The sequence below is a fragment of the Vibrio litoralis DSM 17657 genome, from assembly GCF_000426765.1.
In the GTDB taxonomy this organism is placed as follows: Bacteria; Pseudomonadota; Gammaproteobacteria; order Enterobacterales; family Vibrionaceae; genus Vibrio; species Vibrio litoralis.
Window position 1 is genome coordinate 81,322 of record NZ_AUFZ01000001.1, and the last position, 22,421, is coordinate 103,742.

Sequence of the window (22,421 nt, forward strand, 5' to 3'; positions counted from 1 at the left end):
GTGTGATCAACCCCATCTCCGCTTCCCCTTATATCGACTTCTGCTGCCAAGTGACATCATCTACCAAGGGGAAGAACTAGTCTTTGTCGCTTGCAGTTGCAATATCTACCCAAGATTCCCGCACATTATTAGAGCGTCATTCCAGCCGAGCCTAAGCGAGAGCAGGAATCTACTTATCAGGCGCTGAATATTTACAGTGTTTTTTACGCTAATACCATTACACAACAAGCGATCACAAATAACTCCCTCCCTTTATCAACGGAAAATACTTGGTATCAAGATTTATAGCCAAGGGAGGGCGGGGGAGGGTTGATGTGAGTGACTTATTTATGCCCCAAAGTGTGTCAGTACCGACAGAAACGAAGCTACTATAGCCTCATAATTGTACAATGAAAGCTAATGTGTGGGGAAAAAGTCAAGATCTCCCCCCACTCATTCCAGATTATTTTATAAAACAACCTCAGCTTGCTTCGATTCTGAACCTGCAAAAACGAAAAGTTAAAGCCAAAAAAAATGATACGATGTTAAAAAAGTTGATCTTAGGGGCAATAGAAGTATGAGTAATGAATATTTAGGAAGCCGTTGGTATAAGTTTGATTTTCATACTCATACGCCAGCATCGTCAGATTATAAAAAGCCAGAAGAGACTGAAACTGATTGGTTAAAAGCCTTAATGGCTGAAGAAGTTGACTGCGTGGCTATTACCGATCATGTATCTGGTGATTGGGTAGACCGACTAAAAGCAACTTACGCTGAACTTGATAAGACTGCAGAATGGTATCGACCGCTTTACTTATTTCCAGGGTGCGAAATAACAGTGAGTACAGGTCAATCCCGTGTACATATTTTGGCTATTTTTGATCCTTCCTGTAATTCTGCAAAGATTGCCGCTGTTTTAGGTCAATGTGGTATTACTGAGGGGCATGGTGATGCTGAAGAGACCTGTGCAACAGAGTCTGTTGACAAGGTTATCTCTATTGTAAAGCAAGCTGGTGGTGCAGCGATACCTGCGCATGTTGATGGGCCTAAAGGACTGTTAAACGGAATAACAAATACCAATCATGAGATTGAGTCATGGCTCAATCAGATTGAAGCCGCTGAGTTTGTCAATTTAGCTTTTCTCGATGCGGTTAACCCTGAGCTATCAAAGGCGGCTATGCACTTAGCAAAACTTCAAGGCTCAGATGCCCATGAATGTAGTCGATTAGGTAAGAAGTGTTCGTGGATAAAAATGAGCCAGCCATCAATAGATGGATTGAAGTTAGCTCTGCATGATCACGACTTTTGTGTCGAAAACAGTGTTGATAATCCTAATGCGACGCCAGATTTATTCTTAAAGAAATTGAATATTTCGCAAATGCGTCATTGTGGACGTATTCCTGGGCAGCCAGCGATATTTGAATTACACCCTTTATTTAATGCTGTTATCGGTGGCCGAGGCTCTGGTAAATCGACATTCATTGAATCTGTTCGGTTGGCATTAGGGCGTGAAAATGAAGTAGCAGAACTTGAGCAGATACAAGAAGATGTTCACTCTTTTAGAGAGGGAGTAACGAAATCTGATACTGAAATATGCGTTGAGCTACAACGAAGAGATGAGGCATACCAATCGATTTGGAAACACAGTACAACCCCCTATATTAATAAAATGCAAGCAGGTGATTGGTCGCTTGATAACGGACGGCCAGAAGAGCGTTTTCATGTAAGCTTATACAGCCAAAAACAAATCAATGCACTGGCAAGCAATACGAACAGCTTATTAGAAATTATTGATCGCTCAAACGAAGTTAATTTTTCGGCATGGAAGTATCAGTTTGATGCTGAGCTCAATAAGTTTTTAGGACTTTGTCGAGAAGTACGTCAGTTACAGGAGCGGCTTGATAATAAAGGCACCTTAGAATCACAAAAAGACGACCTAAATAGCGATATCGAGAGCTTCGAGAAAGGTGGCCACAAAGATATCTTTAATGCCTACCAAACTTTTACACTTGAAAAACAAAAAGTTGAAAAGGCAGCTGGTATCTCTGGGTTAGTTGATTCTATCGACGGCATGCTGTCTGAGGAGTTTGCGGAGCTTAGCCTCATAGGTGAAAGTGACGACAAGCCTGATTACGTTGCAGAGTTAGAAGAAATACAGTCGGCATTCAAAGGAAATTTAGTTTCCGTTCAGACAGAACTGGAAAAGCTAAAAGATCAAATTACAAAAGCTGAACAAGATCGAGAAGATGCAATCAGCAAATCAAGTTGGTATTTAAAAGGTGTAGAATCTACACAGCGGTATGAACAAGTTGTTCAAGAGTATGCCAAAAAAGGGGAAGAACTGAACCCAGAGCAGTATGAATCTTGGCTTACTCAACGCAATGAGATCAACATTCAGTTGGAAGAGCTAGAAACAGTACAATCGAATCTAGATATCAGACAAGACCATTGTGATAAGTCACTTAGAAAATTGTATGTGTTAAGAAGAAGGCTTCAGCTAAAACGTCAAAAATTTATTAAGAAAGTTATTGGTGAAAATCGCTATGTGAAAATGAAGCTTTTGCCGTTTGCGAACACAACTACGATAGAGAGAAAGTTTAGAGAGCACATTGGGATAGAGACTAGTTTTGCTACTTCCATCTATCAGGATGACCAAACCAATAGCTTGTTATATGACTTACTTTCTAAGGATTTAGGCCTTAAGGGCATTGCAACAGAGGTCAGCAAGTTAAAAGATGCGACTCTATCCTTAGCTTCTGGTGACGATGTACCCCCATATCGCATCGATAGTCGCTTGAAGACTTCGCTCACGCAAAAGCTTTCACAACAACCTGAAATGTTTGACCGATTGAAAACATGGTGTCCTGATGATCAACTTGTCGTTGAATATGCTAAGGACATAGAAAAAGGTAAGTTTGAGAACATTGAAAAAGGTTCAGCGGGTCAGAAAGCGGCAACCATTTTAGCCTTTTTGCTTAGTCACGGTGATAATCCAATTATTGTCGATCAGCCCGAGGATGACTTAGACAATGCCCTCATTTACCAGCTGATTGTGTCTCAGATACATGAGAATAAGAAGCGCAGGCAAATTATCATGGTGACGCATAACCCTAATATTGTTGTTAATGGTGATGCTGAGTTTGTAAATGTGCTCCATTTCCACGCAGGGCAGGTTCAGGTATTGGAGTCAGGTGGTTTATGCGAGCAAACGGTGAGGGATCATGTTTGTAATATCATGGAAGGCGGAGCAACTGCTTTTGATAAGCGTTACAATAGGTTAAGAGTTATATAGGGAGTATGTATGTAATGTCTCGCAATCGCATTATGAAAGCTGATGGGTAAGGCAAAAACACCAGTCAGTTCTGAAACCTAGGTGTTGAACAAACTCGAAGCCACTTACTTTATGAAAAATGTGCGATGGTGCTTAGTTGGGCTATCGCCTGAGCTACTTGTTATCCTTAACGGATCTTATCCGAAGACTCGAAATCTGTCAGAAATCGTAAGAAGCTTTTGTCCAAAAACGAGTTTATTTCTTTACCTAAGAAATACTTTAGGTTTTGACTATTCTAAAACCTGTCATTCCGGAAATGAGGAACGAATTATCCGGAATCTCTTACACCAGTGAAACTTACGTGAAAGCGAGATCCCGCATCTTCTTCGCCTAGGCTCATGTGCGGGATGACAAAGCCGGAGCGATTAATCCCTCCCCAGTCATAAGTTAGGATATCAACAGAGGTATAAGATCGAGCATGAGCTACCATCAACACTGAACTTGTACTACGGAGCTACTTTCCCGCTTTCACCATCTCAATTATCTTGATGGCTTTCTCAAAGTGATCGAGCTTATGCGTTTGGATCCACCAAGTCGCGGCTTCCATTAAAAGCTCTGGGTTATCATTTTTATTGGCAAAGAAGGCGTAAAATGACACGCCGACATTATCGCCCTTTTGTTCTATTTTCTTAGTACAAACCGCAATAACTTTCTCTCGTAATGAGTCTCGCATTAAAACACTTCCTTTCTAATCACAATTTGTATTGGTTCAGCTTTGTATTAACCAAAAATGACCACCAGCACAAATACCACTAATGCTATGATCCCAAAAACTTTCATCGCCACTTTTAAGTCACCGCCGCCGTTTGGTGCTTGATTACAACATCCCATTGATTTGTCCTCCATAAAATAAAAGCTTTACCACTTAAAACTTCACGCTTAAAACGATCTGTTGAAATGATAAAGCTTCCCGTAACTAGAAGGTCAATGCTTGTACCTTGTTATTTTCTCAACGCATTGAGTTTGGCTTGGGTAATGCCAAAAATACTGCCCGTAGGATAGGTGAAATCATCTTCCAATTCTCCGGCTTCTATTCCGGTGAAAATCGACAAGGCTTGCGTCACATGCTCGATGGCCCAAATATGAAACTCGCCTTTGTGCACCGCTTCAACAATATCTTTGCGTAGCATTAAGTTATGGACATTCGATTGAGGAATGATCACCCCTTGAGTTGAACTTCTTCCTTTAATGGCACAAACATCAAAGAAGCCTTCGATCTTTTCATTCACTCCACCAATTGGCTGCGATTCACCAAACTGATTCATCGAGCCAGTAATCGCAATATCTTGTCGTAGTGGGAGTTTCGAAAATGCCGAAACAATCGCGCACACTTCTGCCATCGAGGCACTATCACCATCGACACCACCATAAGATTGCTCAAAAGTGATATGAGTCGTCAGTGGAATTTTGGCGCTGCGGCCAAGAATCGAAGCTAGATAGGCAGATAAAATCATTACGCCTTTAGAGTGAATACTACCACCGAGATCGACATTACGTTCAATATCTAAAATATCGCCATCACCAAATGCGGTGGTAGCGGTAATGCGATTAGGTGCCCCGAACATGTGGTCGCTGGTTGATAACACCGACAACGCATTCACCTGACCAACCGCACTACCCTCAGTTTTGATCAAGGTGGTGCCATTGGTGAAAGTTTCCATCACGTTATCTTGCAGGCGACTCACGCGCATTTGTTGGTTATTCAACGCTTGTTCAACATGCGAGGCTCGAATCAAACTCGATTTTGCGCTTCTAGCAACGTAGTTAGACTCTCGCAATAAGTTGGCAATATGCGCCGAATGGAGCGACAACTTATTCTGATCGCCCGCGTTACGTGAGCTGTGTTCAATAATTTTAGCAATCGCTTTTTTATCGCAATGCAGCATATTGTTGTCATGCACAATGCTGGAAATAAAGCGCGCATAATGCATCTCTGCTTCTGGGGTACGCTTCATTTCATCTTCAAAATCGGCGGTAACACGGAATAGTTCGCTGAATTCTGGATCGTAGTGCTGCAACAATTGGTAGGTGCGATAATCACCAAACAGAATGATTTTCACATCTAGCGGAATAGGTTCTGGATCCAGCGAAACTGCGCCGGTTAACGTGACCTCTTTTTCCAAGGACGTTAAGCTCAACTGGCGAGCACGTAGCGCACGTTTAATGCCATCCCATACATAAGGTTGCTCAAGTACCTTAATCGCATCCATCAGCAATACACCGCCATTAGCTTTGTGCATGCTACCAGCGCGGATTAGCGAGAAGTCGGTAAACACGGTGCCTTTGTAGGTCGCAGTTTCCACACAGCCGAATAATGAATGATAATTCGGGTTGTCTTCTACTATGATTGGAAAGGAATCTTTAGCCTGACTGACCAACACATTAATGGAATAACGACGCGGTAATTTGCTATCTAAAGAGGCGGAGGCAATTTCATTTTGTTCATTCGACTCTTGTAAAAACTGGTCGACATTGTCAACAATATCTTTTTGTAGTTCGGTTAGATATTGCTTAATTTCTGGGTACTTTGAATAGCTTTTCTTCAAGGCTTTGATCAGATGAGAAAACACTTCAAGCGCGGTTTCATCGTTAAGCTTTTTCATCTTTTCGCTAAACGCTTCTTCCCACTCCGTTAATTGACGGATCATGCCGCGCAACTGAATTTCTAACGCGTCAATCGTACTGTGGAATTTTTCCTGATCTTTTTTGCTTAACTCAAGAAAGCTTTCTTCGGTATGGACTTCTTCTTCATTTTGCATGGCGATAAATTCATAGTCACCTTGCAACGTAATGGTAAGACTTACCCCTTTCTCTTTCGCTATCTTGCTGATTTCTTCGAGCGCCGATTGCTGCTTTTGATTAAGCTGATTTTTCAACTTTTCAGAGCGGGTAAAATACACTTCATTATCAAACGCCAGCGGAATCGCCTTTACCAATTTCGCCAGTAGTTTTTCCATATCTTGGCGAAATGCTTTGCCGATACCGCTTGGCAGTTTAAGTACTTTCGGCTGGCGGATATCTTCAAAGTTGGCGACATAACACCAGTCAAACACTTGCATGTCATCAGGTTGATGGCGGTTCAGATAGCGCAAAATCATGGTGCGTTTGCCTAGGCCATTTTGCCCTGTCGCATAAATGTTGTAGCCCTTGTCTTTAATCGACATCGCAAATTCCACCGCTTTTTGCGCGCGTTCTTGGCCAACGATTTCATCAATCGGCGTGATATCTTTGGTCGATTTACAAGGCAGCTGTTCGAGTTCAGCAGGGTGATATAGCTTGTCGCTTGATAAGCTGAGGGAGGAAGAATACATCGTCATAAGCAATCCCTACTTTAAAGTTTGTTATTAGAGAATAGCCGATTTTTGTTTCGATTTGAGTGATTTAAGTACCTTTCCTGTTTAAGCGCTCATAAAACATACAATGAAAATCATTCACTTGAACAAGTTTTTCGAACAAACTGCTCAAATAATTATTACTGTGATCTTGATCACTCTTGGTATAGTCACCATATATACTTCAAAGCACGTTCGCTTGCTGCTTTCATTAGGAATAAAAATAATGACTCACCCAATTATCAAAGATTTAGAATCTCGCTACACGGCTAAACGTTATGACGCTAGCAAAAAAATCCCTCAAGAAGACATGAAAGTTTTGATGGATGCGATCCGTTTATCGGCATCTTCAATTAACTCTCAGCCTTGGAAGTTTGTTGTATTAGAATCCGATTCAGCAAAACAACGTTTCCACGATACCTTCGCCAATAAGTTCCAATTTAACCAACCGCACGCCACTACTGCATCTCATATCATTTTGTTTGCTCATAAGATGCAGTACAGCAAAGCCGATTATGAAAAAGTTATCGACCAAGGTATCGCGGATGGCCGTAATAAAGCCGAAGAAAAAGAGCAAGCGTTCGGTGCTTTCGCATTCGTTGACTTAAACACCAATGATCAGGGCTACAACGATGAGTGGACCAAATCTCAGACTTATATTGCCCTAGGTAATGCTCTGCATGTATTGGCTCGCTTAGGTATCGACTCAACCACAATGGAAGGCATCGATTCTGAGCTTATTGGTAAAGAGTTTGCTGCAGAGTTAGACGGTTACGAGTGTCATGTTGCTTTGGCGATTGGTTACCACAACCCAGAAGAAGACTACAACGCTAAACTGCCTAAATCGCGCTTATCAGCAGAAGAAGTTGTGATTACGCTGTAATGTAATCTCTTATATGCTAAATCTCTTGGAGATAGACAAAAGGCAGCGCTCGCTGCCTTTTTTGTTTTACACGATCCATTCCGACAAATTCTGTCACTATCACTTTTGTTCGTTTCCATCACACCCTATACTTGCTCACAACCTCGTTAATATATTGATAATAAAGCAGGAAGCATGGGCATCTATTCTCAACTTGAGCACGCATTAGTTAAACGCATTGATAGCGAACGCATCATTACCCAACAAGATAAATGCCTTGCCTATGGCACCGATGCCAGTTTTTATCGCTTAGTGCCTAAGTTGGTGTTGAGATTAAAAGATTTAGAAGAAGTGCTGTATGCCATGCGTTGCTGTCGAACGCTTGAACTGCCCTTCACTTTTCGCGCCGCAGGTACCAGTTTATCTGGCCAAGCGGTTTCTGATTCCGTTCTTATTACCCTAACCGACAATTGGCGTATCCATCAGATTCACGATAATGGCCAACAGATCACGCTACAACCGGGTGTGATTGGTGCTGATGCTAATAAATACCTTGCGCCTTTTGCACGAAAAATCGGCCCCGATCCGGCATCTATCAATGCTTGTAAGATAGGTGGTATCGCCGCCAACAACTCTAGTGGCATGTGCTGTGGCACCGCGCAAAACTCTTACCAAACGCTAGAAAGCATGAAAATCGTGTTTGCCAACGGCTCGATTTTAGACACGGGTAACCCAAGTAGTGTGGAAGCCTTTAAAAAGTCCAATGTCACCTTTATCAGTAAGATTGGCGCACTTGCCCAAGCTACTAAAGCCAATCACGAACTGGCACATCTTATTCAACACAAATATCGTTTAAAAAACACCACCGGCTATTCAATTAATGCTTTAGTCGATTTCAGTGACCCAATTCAGATCATTCAACATTTGATGATAGGTTCTGAAGGTACATTAGGCTTTATTGCCGAAATCACTTACAACACGGTAGAAGAGCACGCTAATAAAGCCTCTGCCCTGCTGGTATTTGAAAATATTGAACAAGCCAGCCAAGCGGTAACGGTTCTATCGAATTCTCCGGTTGCTGCGGTTGAGATGATGGACGGGCGCTCTTTACGTTCGGTCGCCAATAAACCGGGCATGCCGAATTTTATTAAAGACCTAGACTTAGAAGCTGCAGCATTATTGGTGGAGTCTCACGCCAACGACCAAGAAAAACTACAGCTACAATGCGATACCATTCTAGAGCGTGTGGCTTCATTTGAGATTATTGAGTCGATTCCCTTTACCTCCGATCCAAAAATCGTTGCAGGCTTATGGGATATCCGTAAAGGTTTATTCCCCGCGGTAGGTGCGGTAAGAGAAGCGGGCACTACCGTCATTATTGAAGATGTGGCTTTTCCGGTAGAACACTTAGCACAAGGCGTTCGTGAACTGCAGCAGTTATTTGAAAAGTATGGCTATTCCGAAGGCATTATTTTCGGGCATGCACTAGATGGCAACTTGCACTTTGTATTTACTCAAGGATTTGAAGCGCAAGCAGAAATTGACCGCTACGGCCAATTTATGGATGACGTCACTCAATTGGTGGCGGTGAAATATCAAGGGTCTCTTAAAGCAGAACACGGCACTGGGCGCAATATGGCGCCGTATGTCGAGCTTGAGTGGGGAAAACAAGGTTATCGCTTGATGCAAGAAATTAAGCAGTTGTTTGATCCTCAAGGGTTGTTAAATCCCGGCGTGATTATTAATGATAATCCCCACGCCCATTTAAGCGATCTCAAACCTATGCCAAAAGCCGATGATTTGGTCGACCGTTGTATTGAATGTGGTTTCTGTGAACCGGTTTGTCCTTCGCGCACTTTAAGTTTATCGCCCCGCCAACGCATTGTGCTGTACCGAGAATTACAGCAACAAAAGCGTGACGGTAAAGCCACTGCGCCGGAACTAGAAAAACTGTTTAACTACCAGGGGATCGAAACCTGCGCCACGACAGGGTTATGTGAACAACGTTGTCCGGTTGGAATAAATACTGGCGATTTGATAAAGAAATTACGCTCCGAACGCCACACAGATAAAGCACCTCTAATCGCTCGTTGGACTCATGAGCATTTCAGCACCTCGACAAAACTGGTTAAACATGGCCTCACCATTAACCACATTATTTCTAAATTGTTGCCCAATGCGCTGGTGTCCAAAGTCGCCAACGGTACTCGTCGACTCAGCGGCAATCGACTACCTTTATGGCTACCAGAGATCCTAAATGCTAACCATCATAAATTACCGATGGATACTCAAAAACAAGCGCAACAAGATCTATTTAAAATCGCCGATGTTCAACACCGTAAAGTGGTTTACTTTCCATCATGCATCAGCCGAACCTCTACATCGAATCATAATAAGCAATCACTAACAGAAGTGACGATGTCGCTGCTCACCAAAGCGGGTTTCGATATTATTTTACCTAAAGATTTGAATAATCAATGCTGCGGCATGCCTTATAAAAGCAAAGGGTTAGACCAATTAGGTGACAGTAAAGCGAAAGACTTAGAAGAGAGCTTATGGCAAGCTAGCCATCAAGGTTTATACCCAATTTTGATGGACACCAGTCCGTGTGTGAAGCAAAGCCAAGCGCAATTTACTAAGCCACTACATCTGTTTGAGCCTTCTGAATTTGTCATGCAGCACGTCACGCCTCATCTCAACCTAAAGCCGATTAATGAAACGGTTATGCTGCATGTAACTTGTAGTGCTCGCACACTAGGACTGGAAAGCACCATGATTGAACTGGCACAGCGTTGCGCCAAGAAAGTGATAGTGCCTGAACATATTCAATGTTGCGGCTGGGCTGGCGATAAAGGCTTTAACACTCCAGAGCTTAATGAAGCCGCCCTCACCCCACTTAAAGAGCAAGTACCCGTACATTGCAACCGAGGTTTTAGTAATAGCTTAACCTGTGAAATCGGGTTATCACATCACAGCGGCGTGCCATATCAATCAATTTTATATTTGGTGGATGAGGCGACGAAATCACCCTCATCCAGTTCAATATAAATCAATATTTAATGGCTTCCGATAAGACCTTGAAACCAATCCCATACACCAAATGAGTATTGAAAAATATCAATTCCCAACGCCGACTTGATGATGTACAAAACAAAAACGACTGAAACACAAGCAAGCGATAGGAACATTAATAGTAGTAAGGTTAAAAAGATCAATTTAAAGGGTGATTCTTTGCGACGTATCTTTCGCAAGTCTCTGCCCATTAACAAAACAATATAATAGCGCTTAAAGAAAAATGGGAATGTTGCTCTATAGTCTACTTTGTGATGATCACCCGTCAAGGCGAGTACCGCTTTTTCGATCGAGGTTTTAGTCTCCTCCGAAAGCTCATTAAACGCATCATCATCTAGCGCGCGATAAAAGTTTTTTAATTGTCTTGGCTGTTCAGATTTCATGATTTGCGTTTAACCACTTGTTGATATACTTGCATAGTTTGTTGCGCAATTAAATGCCAATCATACACCTTAAGATACTCACTATAATCCTTCTGTTCCCAGCAGCTCGCCAAATCAAGCTTTTCAGCGAGCGCTTCTACATTGCCGACTTCAAAGTAACTCTCTGAATTTAATTTCACTTCTAGATTAGCAGGAATGTCACTGACAATCGCTGGTAAAGAGAAAGACATCGCTTCCAACAAGGCAATCGGCAACCCTTCATGATACGACGGCATAATAAATAGGCGAGCTTGAGAGAACACGGCTTTCAGTTCATCACCTTTTAAAAAACCAGTAAGGATAACATTATCAGCCTCTTGAGCTTGCTGCTTTAGTTTTTCACTGTATTCACTAGGGTGATCGGTATCGCCTACAATGACTAACGTTTCGTTCGAGCCACTTAATTGATGCGCAGCAATGAGATCATGAAAACCTTTTTCCTCAACGAAACGGCCAACCGCAACCATATATTTTTTTTCTTTTAAATCAAAGCGCTGTAATGTCGAGTGAATAACATCAGAAGATACTGGTTCAGGGATCACGACACCATTGTAAATTAAATTCGCGTCCTCTCTGCCATGTTTTTGTTTAATGATATTGTTAATAACCTCTGAAATAACAATCACTTCCGAGGCATATTTTACTGCCCACTTTTCACCTAACATTAAAATATTTTTGGCAAATCCGCCCCATTTTTGGCGATCGTAATCTGGGCCATGATGTGTAAACACCACTTTCTTTCCTAGTAGACGCAATAAGGGAACTAATAGCCCTGGTCCTATCGCATGAACATGAACAATATCTGATTTATCAAATACACTAGAGAAGGCTGCCAAGGTAGTGTGAACAATTGCTTCCAATGATTGTTTTTTAGGCGTCCAGATCGCTTTCGTTTGTACCCCTTTGTACTCTGAATTTTGGTAAGAAACATAAGGAGAACGGGCAATCACACATATCTCTGTGTCATATTGCGCTTTGATTTCAGGGTATAAGTGTTGGCAATGGCTTTCTACACCACCAAGAACATCAGGAATACCACGTGTCCCAGTTACGGTTATTTTCATGATTGTGTCTCTGTTAATTCTTGGTATAAGCCGAGTAAATCTGCTTTATGTTTACTAAGAGAATACTTTTCGATTAATCGTTGGCGAGCTTGCCTTCCCATTTTCTGAGCTTGCTCCGGATTAGTTGCCATATAATGCAACGCATCTGTCAGTGCTTGTTGGTTACCCGCTTCAAACAATAAACCTTCTTGTTGATCACGAATCTGCTCCGGTATCCCACCGATTTTGGCTCCAATAACCGGTTTACCATAAGCCATAGCTTCTAATACCGACATGGAACAATTTTCATACCATTCAGACGGTACAATCACTGCCCTTGCCTTTTTAATTAGGTTTTCTAATTCACGACCACTTTGATAACCATAAAACTCAGCAGAATCATACTCTGCGGTTAACTGCTCATACATTGGCCCAGTTCCTACTACTTTAAGAGGAAAGTCTACCGCCAATTGTTGATGGGCACTTAATAATGTTGGGACCCCTTTTTCGCTACTTAAGCGACCCACATACACAAAGTAACCTTCATCTTCTATCTCACCTTGTGCTATGTTTTCATCAATGCCATTCACTATGACTTCAGTACGCACCGTTGGCAGCTTCTGCTGTATTTTCTCGCTTAAGAAAGCACTAGGTGAGACCACGACATCTAACGCGTGGTAGTTTTTGCTCCAGGACTGATAAAGTGCCTCTAAAGACAGCAATAAGCTTTTTGAAGCGGAGCCTTCCTGACAACGATACTTAAATGCATTCCATACGGAGCCAGAGACACACGCCTCACAGACCTGACCATCTCGATACATGGTGTAATTAGGACAAGCAATTTTATAATCATGTGCCGTCAATACCGTGATGCAACCAAATTGCTTCGCGATTTTAATGATTGAAGGGGTAATTTGATGGTATATATTATGAAAATGAACAATATCTGGACGTTCTTTTTCAAGTAATTGGCTGAACTTTTCGCAAGCCTCAGAGTTATGGATAAATCGTTGAGCTGTTTTTAATTTTGCAATAATGCCCGAACCTTGGTAATAATCGACATTACTGACAAAATAGTCTGAATAATCAGAAGCCTCGTTACTTTCATGAGTCATTGAAAATTCAACAATATCAAAACCTTCTTGGCGCAACATCTCACGCTCTTGAAAGTAGACCGTTTCCGCGCCTCCTTTCTTATAAAAGAATTTATTCACCAATAAAATTTTCATACATTTTCCTGATCATTCATCACTTTTGATTCAATTTGTGCCGCAGGGTCAACGGTAGGTTGAATTAACCCGCGCACTAAGCCCGCCGAATATAAGGTTAAGTTAATCACACTAAAACTGGCAGCAACCATAGAGCGATTTCGAATTGATTTTAAAGTGAAAAATAAAGCGAGTGGCGTTAGAAGCAGTAAACTCATTGGCCAGCTCAGTAGTATGAACCCAAGTAAAACGACCAATAAATAACTAGCAAAAATTACTTCATTTTTCACTTTTTTTACGCAGGTTAAGCAATAAGGCTGACCAAGCGATGATCGGATTAACTCTCCCGGCCCACAAAGGTACTTACTTTTCCAGCGGCGTTTTAATAATTCAAATGTCGACAGATCATAGGAGGTATGAAAAAAATAAGGAATATCAAGGCGGTGCAGTTTAAATCCAGCAGACTGTAAACGAATACCTAATTCAGCCTCTTCATACGCATGTAAATTACGATTCGTTAAGTAGCCAATCGTTTCAATCGCAGAACGACGATACAATCCCCCCCCAGCTAAGTGATCAACATCACCTGTTGGGTAAATAGAATTTAGACGCTGCTTTCTTGATTCAAATTCATAATTTGACGCTTCATCCATTTCAACTCGGCCGGCAACACCCGCGTAAGCTGAATTCTGTTGTAAAAAGCTGACAGCAGAATCAACAAACCCGGCTTCTAGCTCCATATCGCCATCCAGTAATAAAAGATAATCGCCTTCACTATATTGATAGCCAAGTTGGTGTCCAATTCCACAGCAACGCTGGTGAGCATGGACTAAGCTAACCACCGTTGCCCCCGCCTCAATCGCCACTTTTGCAGTTTCATCGGTCGATAAACTATCGGCAACAATAATCTTGTATGGGTAATGCCCCATTGCCGCTCGAACGCTTGAAATCGTTTTGGCTATGCCCGCCTGTTCGTTATAGGTTTTAATAATAACGGTAATAAAGGGCGATTTATTCATAATTTCTCTGCATATTTTAAAATGGAATGACGGATCACCAGTGACGCTCCTAAACTGAAATAAAATAGGAACTGCAACATCGGTGTCAGCATTAAGATCTGGCTGTAAGGTAAACTTAATAAGCAACCAATAACAAAGGCCCGTAAAGCAGGCTGAAAGCTAAGTAATTGAATGTCTTCTTTATTCAACTGTATTGGTTCAAAAGTCCCAACCGGTTTAGTCACTTTAAAAATATAGACCACCAAGGTAATAAAAAACACCGTGCCAACTAAACCTGTCTCCCAAAGCAACATACTTAATGATGTAGAATCAAGTAAGACATTTAATACAATATTTAAAAAACCAGGGGAAACGGAACTACCATGGTTTGTCGCATTTAATCCGTAGCCGAAAAACATGCCTGACACGCCATAAAGATCACTATTATTCAGCCAGAAAAAGATCGTTGTCATCCGGCCTAGCTCACCCGACTCCATAATGTAGTTAGGGTCAAATATGTAGCCTAATGAATCAATGAATACGTCGAAAGGCCCTTTAGTAGGATCGGCTCCAATTGAAGAGGTATAAGAGGCCGCTAAAGCTAAAATGGCCCCTGTGATCAACACCATCGCGCCAGCCACAATAATTAATAGCATTTTAAGATCAAAGCTCTTCATGCCTTTAATATAACTGGTCGATAACCACACCATCGCCAGCAACATAGGAGACAATAAAATCACGAATTTAATTTCACCTAGAATACACAGTAAAAATGCTGCCGACACATGAAAAACAACCGACTTCTTAGAGGTAACCCCATGTTTAAATTCGGAAACCTTCATCAACATGACCAGTAAACATAACAGCCCCATTGCTGCCGTGTTTCCTCCCGCCATCGGGTCTCCGCCAAACGTACCGACGACCGAGTCCCACTTTTCATACGGGCCTTTAATTGCAACCCTTTTAGGTACAATCACAAGCACTTGATATAAAATAATCGGAAACTGTAGGTAAAAAATCCAGTAAAACGATTTGAGCACACGATAGACCTGTGACTCACGACAAAAGCCAAGTAAAAGACAGAATAATATCAACGATAACGCCAGTTCATTTTTAAGCCCAACGATAGTGACTAATACCCCGCTTTGTAGGAAGGTATTGACTAACACCATGACAAAAAAACCGACAAACAGCGTGAGAATGGCATACTCTTGATAGTCCAGATCCAAAGCTTCATAACGTGTTTGCATTAACAACAATAGAAACATGGCACAAACCAAAAGAAATGGTAGCCAGAGCACTGCACCAATTCCCGTAAAGTATTGAACTAGACCACAAAACACAAGGCTCGCAAAGGCATAAACTTGCAAAAAATGTCCTGTATTTAGCTGTAATCTCATTATGTTCATAGTCGCTCTAAATCTTAGACTTTAAGTGAGACAGACTGACCGCGCGACGATTTACTTTTACATAAATAAATCCATAGCGAATAAAAGAAAGCACTGCGTACATAAGTACTGAATATTCGTAATTATTATAGAAGTAAGGAAATACCACAAAGGCACAAAAAACGACAAGTAATTGCTCAAGCTGGATTCTCAAAAAATATTTTGCTGAACCAAACACCAGCTCGATAACCGTCAGTGGGCATACTGCTAATGCTGGGAGTAAATAAGGAAGCATGTAGCGTGAGGTCGGAATCGAACTTATCCATTCATCACTAAAACCTAAGTGCATGACTATCGGATAAAAGACAAACACACCAGCGGTTGCCACTACTCCAAGAATCAATAGCAGTAAACGAACTTTTTTAAACTCAGTGTAATTAAATCGATGATTACGAAAATCAATCGACCACTTTGAGAAAATAGAGTTTCTCACTGCATTGCCAACAATCACCACTGGCGATAAACAAAAACGATTGACTACAGCAAAGTAACCCGCCATAACAGGCGTAAACCATAAGTTGACCAACACTGTCGGCAAATTCGCATTCGCCATTGCTAACACTTCCGCACTGCCGATCCCTGAAATATGACCAATATTTTCTTTAAAAAAACGATGAAGGTTTTTAGGCCGAAATAAGCTCCAATTAAGCCATTTCCACTCAATAGAATAACTTAACCATAAAGACACTAAGCACAACAGCCCAATCGACCAGACCCAATAAAAATCAGACATGGTTTGAGATAAATACACACCAGCCGCGACCAGTATCGATACAGAAAGTCTTTGAACTGCTAACAGTCTTATTTTTTCGTCACGCAGCAGCATATTTTCCGAAATAAGCACCCAGGCCTGACATAAAGTCAGGAGATACAAAATAATAAAATCTCGGTCAAAAACATAATGGCATATCAATGCATAAGGAATGGCTATCAGCAATGTTTGCACAATGCAAAAAGCAAAGTTCTGCATGTACGTTTCCGTGCTTTGCTTGGGCAACAATAGCTGTGAAGCAAACATGCATATCTGAGCACCAATCAAAATTATGCTGTACGTTAAAGCGTAGATCCCCACATCTGCCATACCATAACGGTGCGAAATCAGCCATATGGTGCCAGCGCCAATTAACTGGGTGACAATTGACGAGCTTGCAATCGTTCCAACACTTTTTAATAAACTCACTATCTACCCTTCCGTATCAAAACCTGCGCGTTGTTATCCCTTAATGTTTTAGCCTCTTCGCTTTGCATATGTTCAAGCTTTACTTGATTAACCATCGCGCCCATAACATTTATGCCTTGTTCTGATACGCGCTTGAGTTGCTCGAGCACTTGGTTCGCATTCAGTTTGTTCGACTCTACAACCCATAAAGTGGTTTCTGTTTGCTTAGAAACTAATAAGCCATCTTTAAAACTTTCTACACAAGGTAAGTCGATGATAATTCGATCATATCTTGCTTTAAGATGCTCCAATAGCATTGGTATATTAAGATTTGACAATAAGAGTAATGAAGAACTATCCGATGTGCCTTTCGGCATTAAATCAACTTTGCCTTCAACCGGTAAAATAAACGATTCAAGTTCCTCAATATTGTTTAAACTATCGGAAAAACCAGGATGTCCCTGGAAGTTAAAGCGCTCAGTGAGCCCATTTTCGCTACGATAATCCATGTCGATTAATAACGTGCGACTATCATGCGCAAATGTTTTAGCTATCAGGTAGGACACTAATGAACGCCCTTCCATTGCTGTGGCTGACATTATTGATATAACACGATGAGGCTCAGCAATAATGCCTTGCTGTATTTGATTACTTTCTTCTAAAATCCACTTGGTTCGTAAACCGACCAACAGATCATCGACTTGAGGTGTTTCAAAAGTTGATAAATGCCACTCCTCAGCTTGATTAGGAATCACCCCTAGCTCTCCTAATGGTAGTAACCCCAACCGACGTTTGATATCGGACATAGTTGTGATCGAGTTTTGCAATGCTGCTTTCACAATCAGAGCTACTACACATAAGATCAACGTCAGCATGAAGATCATGATCAAGAATAACGCTTTATTGGGCTTCGATGGTTTTTCTGGTGCTACCGCTGGATCGTATAACACAGAATCTGGCTCTCGATATTCACGATTGAGTGAAAGCTCTTGAGTACGCTGATAAAGCTCTTTATATAGGTCTGTGGTTTTGTCTAGATCCGTTTTTAACGTATTGTACTTATCACGTTTGACAGCCATCGCCTGGAAAGTTTGTTTCTGCTTTGCTAGTTCAAGTTCGTATTGGCGTTCTTTTTGCAAAGCCGCTTGATAGGATTTATATAAACCTTTTTCTAGCTCACGCAGTAACATGCGTGTTTGTACTTGTATAGCTTCGATTTTAGCTTTCGCTTGCAGCACTTTCTGGTGTTTTGGCCCATAACGTTTTTGCAGTTGATATAAGTCTTTATTGGCAGAAATAAGGGCAATACGCAAGTCTTGTACCTGAGCATGACTTGAAATTTCAGGTAAGGTAATCACATCCAACAATGGTATTCCTGAGCTTTGACTGACAACATCGTAATTGGCTTTTAACGTTAAGCGGCGATCTTTCGCATCAGCGAGCTTATTGGTGACGATTCCTAAGGTTTCAGTTTCAAATCCATCAACGCCTCGAAAGGTCAGTAACCCTTCGGCATCTAAAAGCGCTTCAATGCCTTTTTTCTGCTCTAGCATAGTTTGCTTTAATTCTGCTAAACGTTGCTGGTTCCACTCTTGCGCCGCAATTGTTTTCTGTACTTTTTGCTCAACGGTATAGTCGATATACGATTGAGCGACACCATTAGCAACCTTCGCAGCTACTTCAGAGGAAGGCCATTCAAACGAAACATACACCAATTGGGTTAAACGTACTCCACTGATCGTAATATGCTGATAAACGGTTTTAACTGCATTATTTATCCGTTCTTGCTTTGACAGAATGCCATGTTGAGAAAGGGATGTATTTTCATTAATATTATTATCTTCATGACGAGTCGAACCATCAAATAATGGCGTATCTTCAACTAACCTTCTCCCTGCTTCACCATTAAAATCAGGATCTTCATCCAGCTTTAATGTTCTAACTGCCTTTTCAATAATGACCCTAGATTGCATCAAGGTGTACTGAGTTTCGTAGTACGGGTTTCGAGTGGAATCATAACCATCCACTTGCTCCATCGGGGTTGCATTATCAGACTGGGCTTTAATCAATACGGTAGCCGTCGAGACATACTGCGACACCATTCCTTGTATGAACGGAAAGCTAATGCCAGTTATGACACATACTATCAGCGCCACTTTCCACCAATGTTTGAATATCTCACCGGTCAATTTAGAAAAATCGATAATACTTTCCAATCTCTTCCCATTTTCAATTATTGAGGCTGTCATATTAAAAAAAACTCATTTCTACAATAACGGTATCACCCGGATACACGAGTTCCGTCATACTCACATCTTCTAATAGTTCTTGTGAGCCTGAACGTCGGATATTCACTTCATCCCTATCAGCCCGATCAGTAAAGCCTCCAGCGGTAGCTAGTGCTTTCTCCACCGTTAACCCTGGTTGATACTCATAACCATCAGGATCTTCAACTTGTCCTGTCACATAAAATTTGCGAAACCTATCCATGGTAACCGTAACATTTGGGTTAATTAGGTAATCACCACGCAAGTTATTTTCTATATAATTTTCTATCTGTTCTAAGGTTTTACCGAGTACGGAAACTTGGTTGATATAGGGGAAATTGATCTGGCCTTTGTTATCAATAATCACACGCATGCTCATGTCAGGCTCACCAAAAACTTCAATTTTCAAAATATCCCCCGCTCCCACGGTATAACCCTCTTGTACCGCTTGTTGGTTGGCCTCTTGACGTTGCTGCTCGGTCAGAGTGTTTGATGAAACGTCTGATTCATTGGCATGTGCAATATTTGCCAACATCATAACTATACTTAAGCTCCACAACCTCAATGTATTCATTAAATATTTACCTTAAATGTCAGCATTATCAAGGATTTATCCAACCCAAGCGTTCTATTTACTGGAACTGTACCATTCTCACCGATATAAAAAGTATCGGTTACTAGGTTCGAGCCCACTCGCAAATCTTGGTAACTCAGTTCCATATAAACAGATTGACGATAATCATAGCCAATTGCCACTGTCGATGTATATTGCTTATCATTTCGTCTCGTATTCATATTGACGTAATCTAGATCATTATATAAAAATTCGAACCGAGTATATAACCTGTCTACCCACCAATAATGCTTCCAGGAGATACCATACTTATTATCTTTTATATAACCGCCAGATTCATTCGGGTCTTTAACCGTTCGACTAGTCTGCAACTCCAAAGTCGAATAATTAACAGGTTGCCAACGATATTTAAAATTCCAGTTCAAGCCATTAAAATCATCAGAGTCACTATTATTAAGGAAGTTTTTATATAACCAAGCCAAATTAAAATCGATGTAAGATTTACCCGTTAATTCAGTTTGGACCCCTACCACTAAAAAATATTCATTGGAGTTTTTTATCTGATTTTCATAATCACGGTGGTTAGTTATAAAGCTATAGCGAAAACGAGAAACTTTCGAATATTTATCGAATAACTCAACAATAGCGCTACTCTCAACCCACTCTTGAGCTAATACATATTGATAAAAGTCTGAACTGGCCTGCTCAACAGAAGATAAATCCGTGTAATCTAAACGCTTCTGTTGCAGCGCAAATTGTAACGACCCTCTTCCCTCGGGGGCACCATAGTTATAACGAACTTCACCGTTAAAAAAGTTGGTTTTCAATCCTTCATCAATACCATAAAGCGCGAGTTGGCTAGGCAATAGACCTTCTGTTAGTTCTCGACCTCTTTGTTCTCGATTAATCGTATTATCGAGATTCAGCTTCACCGAGTGCTTAAACCCAAGCCACCATTCACCATAAAAGCTTAGGTCATGTTTGTTAGCATCATCAGAAGAAGCATCTTCATATTTTAAATAATCCCCTGAATAGGAAAGCACATAAGTATCAGTATAGCGCTGACCGATCATACGAATTTCAGGATTAATACGGTAAAAAAAACTCTCTGAGGCATACAGTGGATCGGGTTGAAAGGTCACATTGTCATTATAACCAGTGTCGATACCCACATTGGCTTGATAATCAATACCAAGCCAACCTGTATGTGATTTTGGTGTCAACTCTGCCTGGCTAAAAAAGCTCACGAAACATAGCGCTAACCAAAACTTATCCTTCACTTTATAAATCACAATTCCATCATCAATTAATAAGCAGTATCGCTCACAAACCCTTTAAATATGGTCAGGAATATAATTTTTATATCATAAAACGGGGTCCAATTTTGCATATAGCGAATATCGTATTGAACACGCTTTTCCATTTTATCTAGAGTATCGGTTTCGCCTCGATAGCCACTAATCTGCGCCAGCCCGGTGATGCCCGGTTTCACTTTATGGCGTATCATGTAGTTATCAACAATTTTTCGATACTCCTCATTATGAGATACTGCGTGTGGTCTAGGCCCGACAATCGACATCGTACCCTGTAAAACATTAATAAATTGAGGAAGTTCATCAAGTGAAGTACGACGAATAAAAGCTCCGAATTTAGTCACTCGAGGGTCGTTTCTCGTCGCTTGAGTCACGACCTCGGAATTCTCCATTACTTTCATTGAGCGAAACTTCCAAACTTTAATCTTTTTGCCGCCTAGGCCATAACGATCTTGCTTAAACAATACGGGGCCAGAAGAACTTAACTTCACGCCAATCGCAACCGCAAGTAATACAGGGAGAATAATTAAGGTAATCAGGCCACCTACAACGATATCAATTGTACGCTTGATCACAGCGCCTAAGCCTTCAAAAGGAGAAGAAAACACACTGAAAGTCTGCACATTGCCAACGGCTCTCAATTGGGAATGACTCAAATTATAAGTATACAAATCCGGAACAATAAAGGTATCAACGGTAGTATCAGACAGTGCATTTAAAAAACCACGAATACGTTCACGGGCTACCATTGGTAAAGCAATATACACTTGATCTATCTCACCTTTTTGACAAGCCTCTAATAATGAATCTACTTCTCCCATATACTTACTTTTAGTTATATAACCAAAACGGTCATCACCCCGGTCATCATAATAAGCTATATTTTTTTTGAATGCCCCTCCATACTTGTCTAGCAATCCTTTTTCGACTGAAAGCCCCCCAGCGGTTAACCCTATAATTCCTATTTTTTGAGAAAAGATTTTCTTAGTTGAGTATCTATGTATCATCAGGCGAGCAATAAGATTTATCAAAGCAGAAAGAGTATTTGCCCCCCAAAATGTTAAAGGTGTTAATACGGCAATATCGACACCTTTTAAAGTTGACACATTCATTACAGCCATTTTCATAATAATAAGTGAAAGCAGAAAGCCAATAATACTTCTCTTAATAATCATTTTTTTCGGGGCATCATAACTCAACTTATATAATCCAGAATATTCACCACACAGTAAATATATCGTTGAGAAGACTAAACCACCAAATACATCGACAATAGTTGGTGTTAAGCCCAATACTTTCAGTGTTGAGATAAGGCCCACATTAATGACTAAAAAGTCAAATAGTTTAATTAAAAAAGAAAACCCATCATCTGCAATTTTCAACGTTTCACGACTCATTTAACTTTCCTCTTAA

General features: G+C 41.0%; 16 protein-coding genes. 3 read left to right on the forward strand and 13 right to left on the reverse strand.

Going from position 1 to position 22,421, the window contains the following annotated elements; translation table 11 throughout:
* Positions 1 to 556 precede the first annotated feature (556 nt).
* A complete protein-coding gene (locus K358_RS0100405) occupies positions 557 to 3,271 on the forward strand; it encodes a TrlF family AAA-like ATPase (protein WP_027694985.1) in 2,715 nt (904 codons plus the stop codon).
* A gap of 307 nt (positions 3,272 to 3,578) precedes the next feature.
* Here K358_RS0100405 and K358_RS19130 read toward each other — a convergent pair whose 3' ends face one another.
* The 3 genes from K358_RS19130 to K358_RS0100420 form a co-directional block, all read right to left on the reverse strand.
* Positions 3,579 to 3,746, reverse strand: coding sequence for a hypothetical protein (locus K358_RS19130; protein WP_156888652.1), 168 nt, complete (start codon positions 3,744 to 3,746; stop codon positions 3,579 to 3,581).
* An 18-nt stretch (positions 3,747 to 3,764) separates the two neighbouring features.
* A complete protein-coding gene (locus K358_RS0100410; RefSeq protein WP_027694986.1) occupies positions 3,765 to 3,983 on the reverse strand; it encodes a DUF6500 family protein in 219 nt (72 codons plus the stop codon).
* Positions 3,984 to 4,251: 268 nt separating this feature from the next.
* Positions 4,252 to 6,621 (reverse strand): Lon protease family protein, encoded by a 2,370-nt coding sequence (locus tag K358_RS0100420; protein ID WP_038149377.1) that lies wholly within the window; start codon positions 6,619 to 6,621, stop codon positions 4,252 to 4,254.
* 247 nt (positions 6,622 to 6,868) lie between these two features.
* On the opposite strand from K358_RS0100420, the gene K358_RS0100425 reads away from it, so the two are divergent.
* Together K358_RS0100425 and K358_RS0100430 are read left to right on the forward strand one after the other, a co-directional pair.
* The gene (locus tag K358_RS0100425; protein ID WP_027694988.1) at positions 6,869 to 7,525 is read left to right on the forward strand and encodes a nitroreductase family protein; all 657 of its coding nucleotides are present in this window, start codon (positions 6,869 to 6,871) and stop codon (positions 7,523 to 7,525) included.
* 174 nt (positions 7,526 to 7,699) lie between these two features.
* Complete coding sequence (locus tag K358_RS0100430) at positions 7,700 to 10,552, forward strand: FAD-binding and (Fe-S)-binding domain-containing protein (RefSeq protein WP_051241105.1); 2,853 nt, start codon at positions 7,700 to 7,702, stop codon at positions 10,550 to 10,552.
* An 8-nt stretch (positions 10,553 to 10,560) separates the two neighbouring features.
* Here K358_RS0100430 and K358_RS0100435 read toward each other — a convergent pair whose 3' ends face one another.
* Genes K358_RS0100435 through K358_RS0100480 form a run of 10 tightly spaced genes read right to left on the reverse strand, consistent with a single transcriptional unit; the run spans position 10,561 to position 22,405 of the window.
* On the reverse strand, positions 10,561 to 10,959 hold the full coding sequence (locus K358_RS0100435; protein WP_027694990.1) for a hypothetical protein: 399 nt from the start codon (positions 10,957 to 10,959) through the stop codon (positions 10,561 to 10,563).
* Entirely contained in the window at positions 10,956 to 12,062 is a 1,107-nt protein-coding gene (locus tag K358_RS0100440) for a glycosyltransferase family 4 protein (RefSeq protein WP_027694991.1), read from the reverse strand. The genes K358_RS0100435 and K358_RS0100440 overlap by 4 nt, the downstream gene beginning before the upstream one ends.
* A complete protein-coding gene (locus tag K358_RS0100445; protein WP_027694992.1) occupies positions 12,059 to 13,270 on the reverse strand; it encodes a glycosyltransferase family 4 protein in 1,212 nt (403 codons plus the stop codon). Before K358_RS0100445 ends, K358_RS0100440 begins: the two co-directional genes overlap by 4 nt.
* Positions 13,267 to 14,268 carry a glycosyltransferase family 2 protein gene (locus K358_RS0100450; RefSeq protein ID WP_027694993.1) on the reverse strand — a complete coding sequence of 334 codons (1,002 nt, stop codon included), beginning with the start codon at positions 14,266 to 14,268 and terminating at the stop codon, positions 13,267 to 13,269. Before K358_RS0100450 ends, K358_RS0100445 begins: the two co-directional genes overlap by 4 nt.
* Positions 14,265 to 15,656 (reverse strand): hypothetical protein, encoded by a 1,392-nt coding sequence (locus tag K358_RS0100455; protein WP_027694994.1) that lies wholly within the window; start codon positions 15,654 to 15,656, stop codon positions 14,265 to 14,267. Before K358_RS0100455 ends, K358_RS0100450 begins: the two co-directional genes overlap by 4 nt.
* A 7-nt stretch (positions 15,657 to 15,663) precedes the next feature.
* Entirely contained in the window at positions 15,664 to 16,875 is a 1,212-nt protein-coding gene (locus tag K358_RS0100460) for a lipopolysaccharide biosynthesis protein (RefSeq protein WP_027694995.1), read from the reverse strand.
* The gene (locus K358_RS17745; protein ID WP_083962713.1) at positions 16,875 to 19,103 is read right to left on the reverse strand and encodes a GumC family protein; all 2,229 of its coding nucleotides are present in this window, start codon (positions 19,101 to 19,103) and stop codon (positions 16,875 to 16,877) included. The genes K358_RS0100460 and K358_RS17745 overlap by 1 nt, the downstream gene beginning before the upstream one ends.
* Before the next feature lies 1 nt (position 19,104).
* Positions 19,105 to 19,659: a polysaccharide biosynthesis/export family protein gene (locus K358_RS0100470; RefSeq protein ID WP_156888653.1), complete on the reverse strand. Its 555-nt coding sequence runs from the start codon at positions 19,657 to 19,659 to the stop codon at positions 19,105 to 19,107.
* A gap of 35 nt (positions 19,660 to 19,694) precedes the next feature.
* Positions 19,695 to 20,975: a hypothetical protein gene (locus K358_RS0100475; RefSeq protein WP_027694997.1), complete on the reverse strand. Its 1,281-nt coding sequence runs from the start codon at positions 20,973 to 20,975 to the stop codon at positions 19,695 to 19,697.
* Positions 20,976 to 21,001: 26 nt separating this feature from the next.
* Positions 21,002 to 22,405 carry an undecaprenyl-phosphate glucose phosphotransferase gene (locus K358_RS0100480; RefSeq protein ID WP_027694998.1) on the reverse strand — a complete coding sequence of 468 codons (1,404 nt, stop codon included), beginning with the start codon at positions 22,403 to 22,405 and terminating at the stop codon, positions 21,002 to 21,004.
* Positions 22,406 to 22,421 lie beyond the last annotated feature (16 nt).

Excerpts from the sequence above, each read along its gene's own strand:
- K358_RS0100440 (WP_027694991.1), bottom strand. The coding sequence starts at position 12,062 with ATGAAAATAACCGTAACTGGGACACGTGGTATTCCTGATGTTCTTGGT.
- K358_RS0100480 (WP_027694998.1), bottom strand. The coding sequence starts at position 22,405 with ATGAGTCGTGAAACGTTGAAAATTGCAGATGATGGGTTTTCTTTTTTA.
- K358_RS0100455 (WP_027694994.1), bottom strand. The coding sequence starts at position 15,656 with ATGAACATAATGAGATTACAGCTAAATACAGGACATTTTTTGCAAGTT.
- K358_RS0100420 (WP_038149377.1), bottom strand. The coding sequence starts at position 6,621 with ATGTATTCTTCCTCCCTCAGCTTATCAAGCGACAAGCTATATCACCCT.
- K358_RS0100425 (WP_027694988.1), top strand. The coding sequence starts at position 6,869 with ATGACTCACCCAATTATCAAAGATTTAGAATCTCGCTACACGGCTAAA.
- K358_RS0100405 (WP_027694985.1), top strand. The coding sequence starts at position 557 with ATGAGTAATGAATATTTAGGAAGCCGTTGGTATAAGTTTGATTTTCAT.
- K358_RS0100445 (WP_027694992.1), bottom strand. The coding sequence starts at position 13,270 with ATGAAAATTTTATTGGTGAATAAATTCTTTTATAAGAAAGGAGGCGCG.
- K358_RS0100470 (WP_156888653.1), bottom strand. The coding sequence starts at position 19,659 with ATGATGTTGGCAAATATTGCACATGCCAATGAATCAGACGTTTCATCA.
- K358_RS17745 (WP_083962713.1), bottom strand. The coding sequence starts at position 19,103 with ATGACAGCCTCAATAATTGAAAATGGGAAGAGATTGGAAAGTATTATC.
- K358_RS0100435 (WP_027694990.1), bottom strand. The coding sequence starts at position 10,959 with ATGAAATCTGAACAGCCAAGACAATTAAAAAACTTTTATCGCGCGCTA.
- K358_RS0100430 (WP_051241105.1), top strand. The coding sequence starts at position 7,700 with ATGGGCATCTATTCTCAACTTGAGCACGCATTAGTTAAACGCATTGAT.
- K358_RS0100450 (WP_027694993.1), bottom strand. The coding sequence starts at position 14,268 with ATGAATAAATCGCCCTTTATTACCGTTATTATTAAAACCTATAACGAA.
- K358_RS0100410 (WP_027694986.1), bottom strand. The coding sequence starts at position 3,983 with ATGCGAGACTCATTACGAGAGAAAGTTATTGCGGTTTGTACTAAGAAA.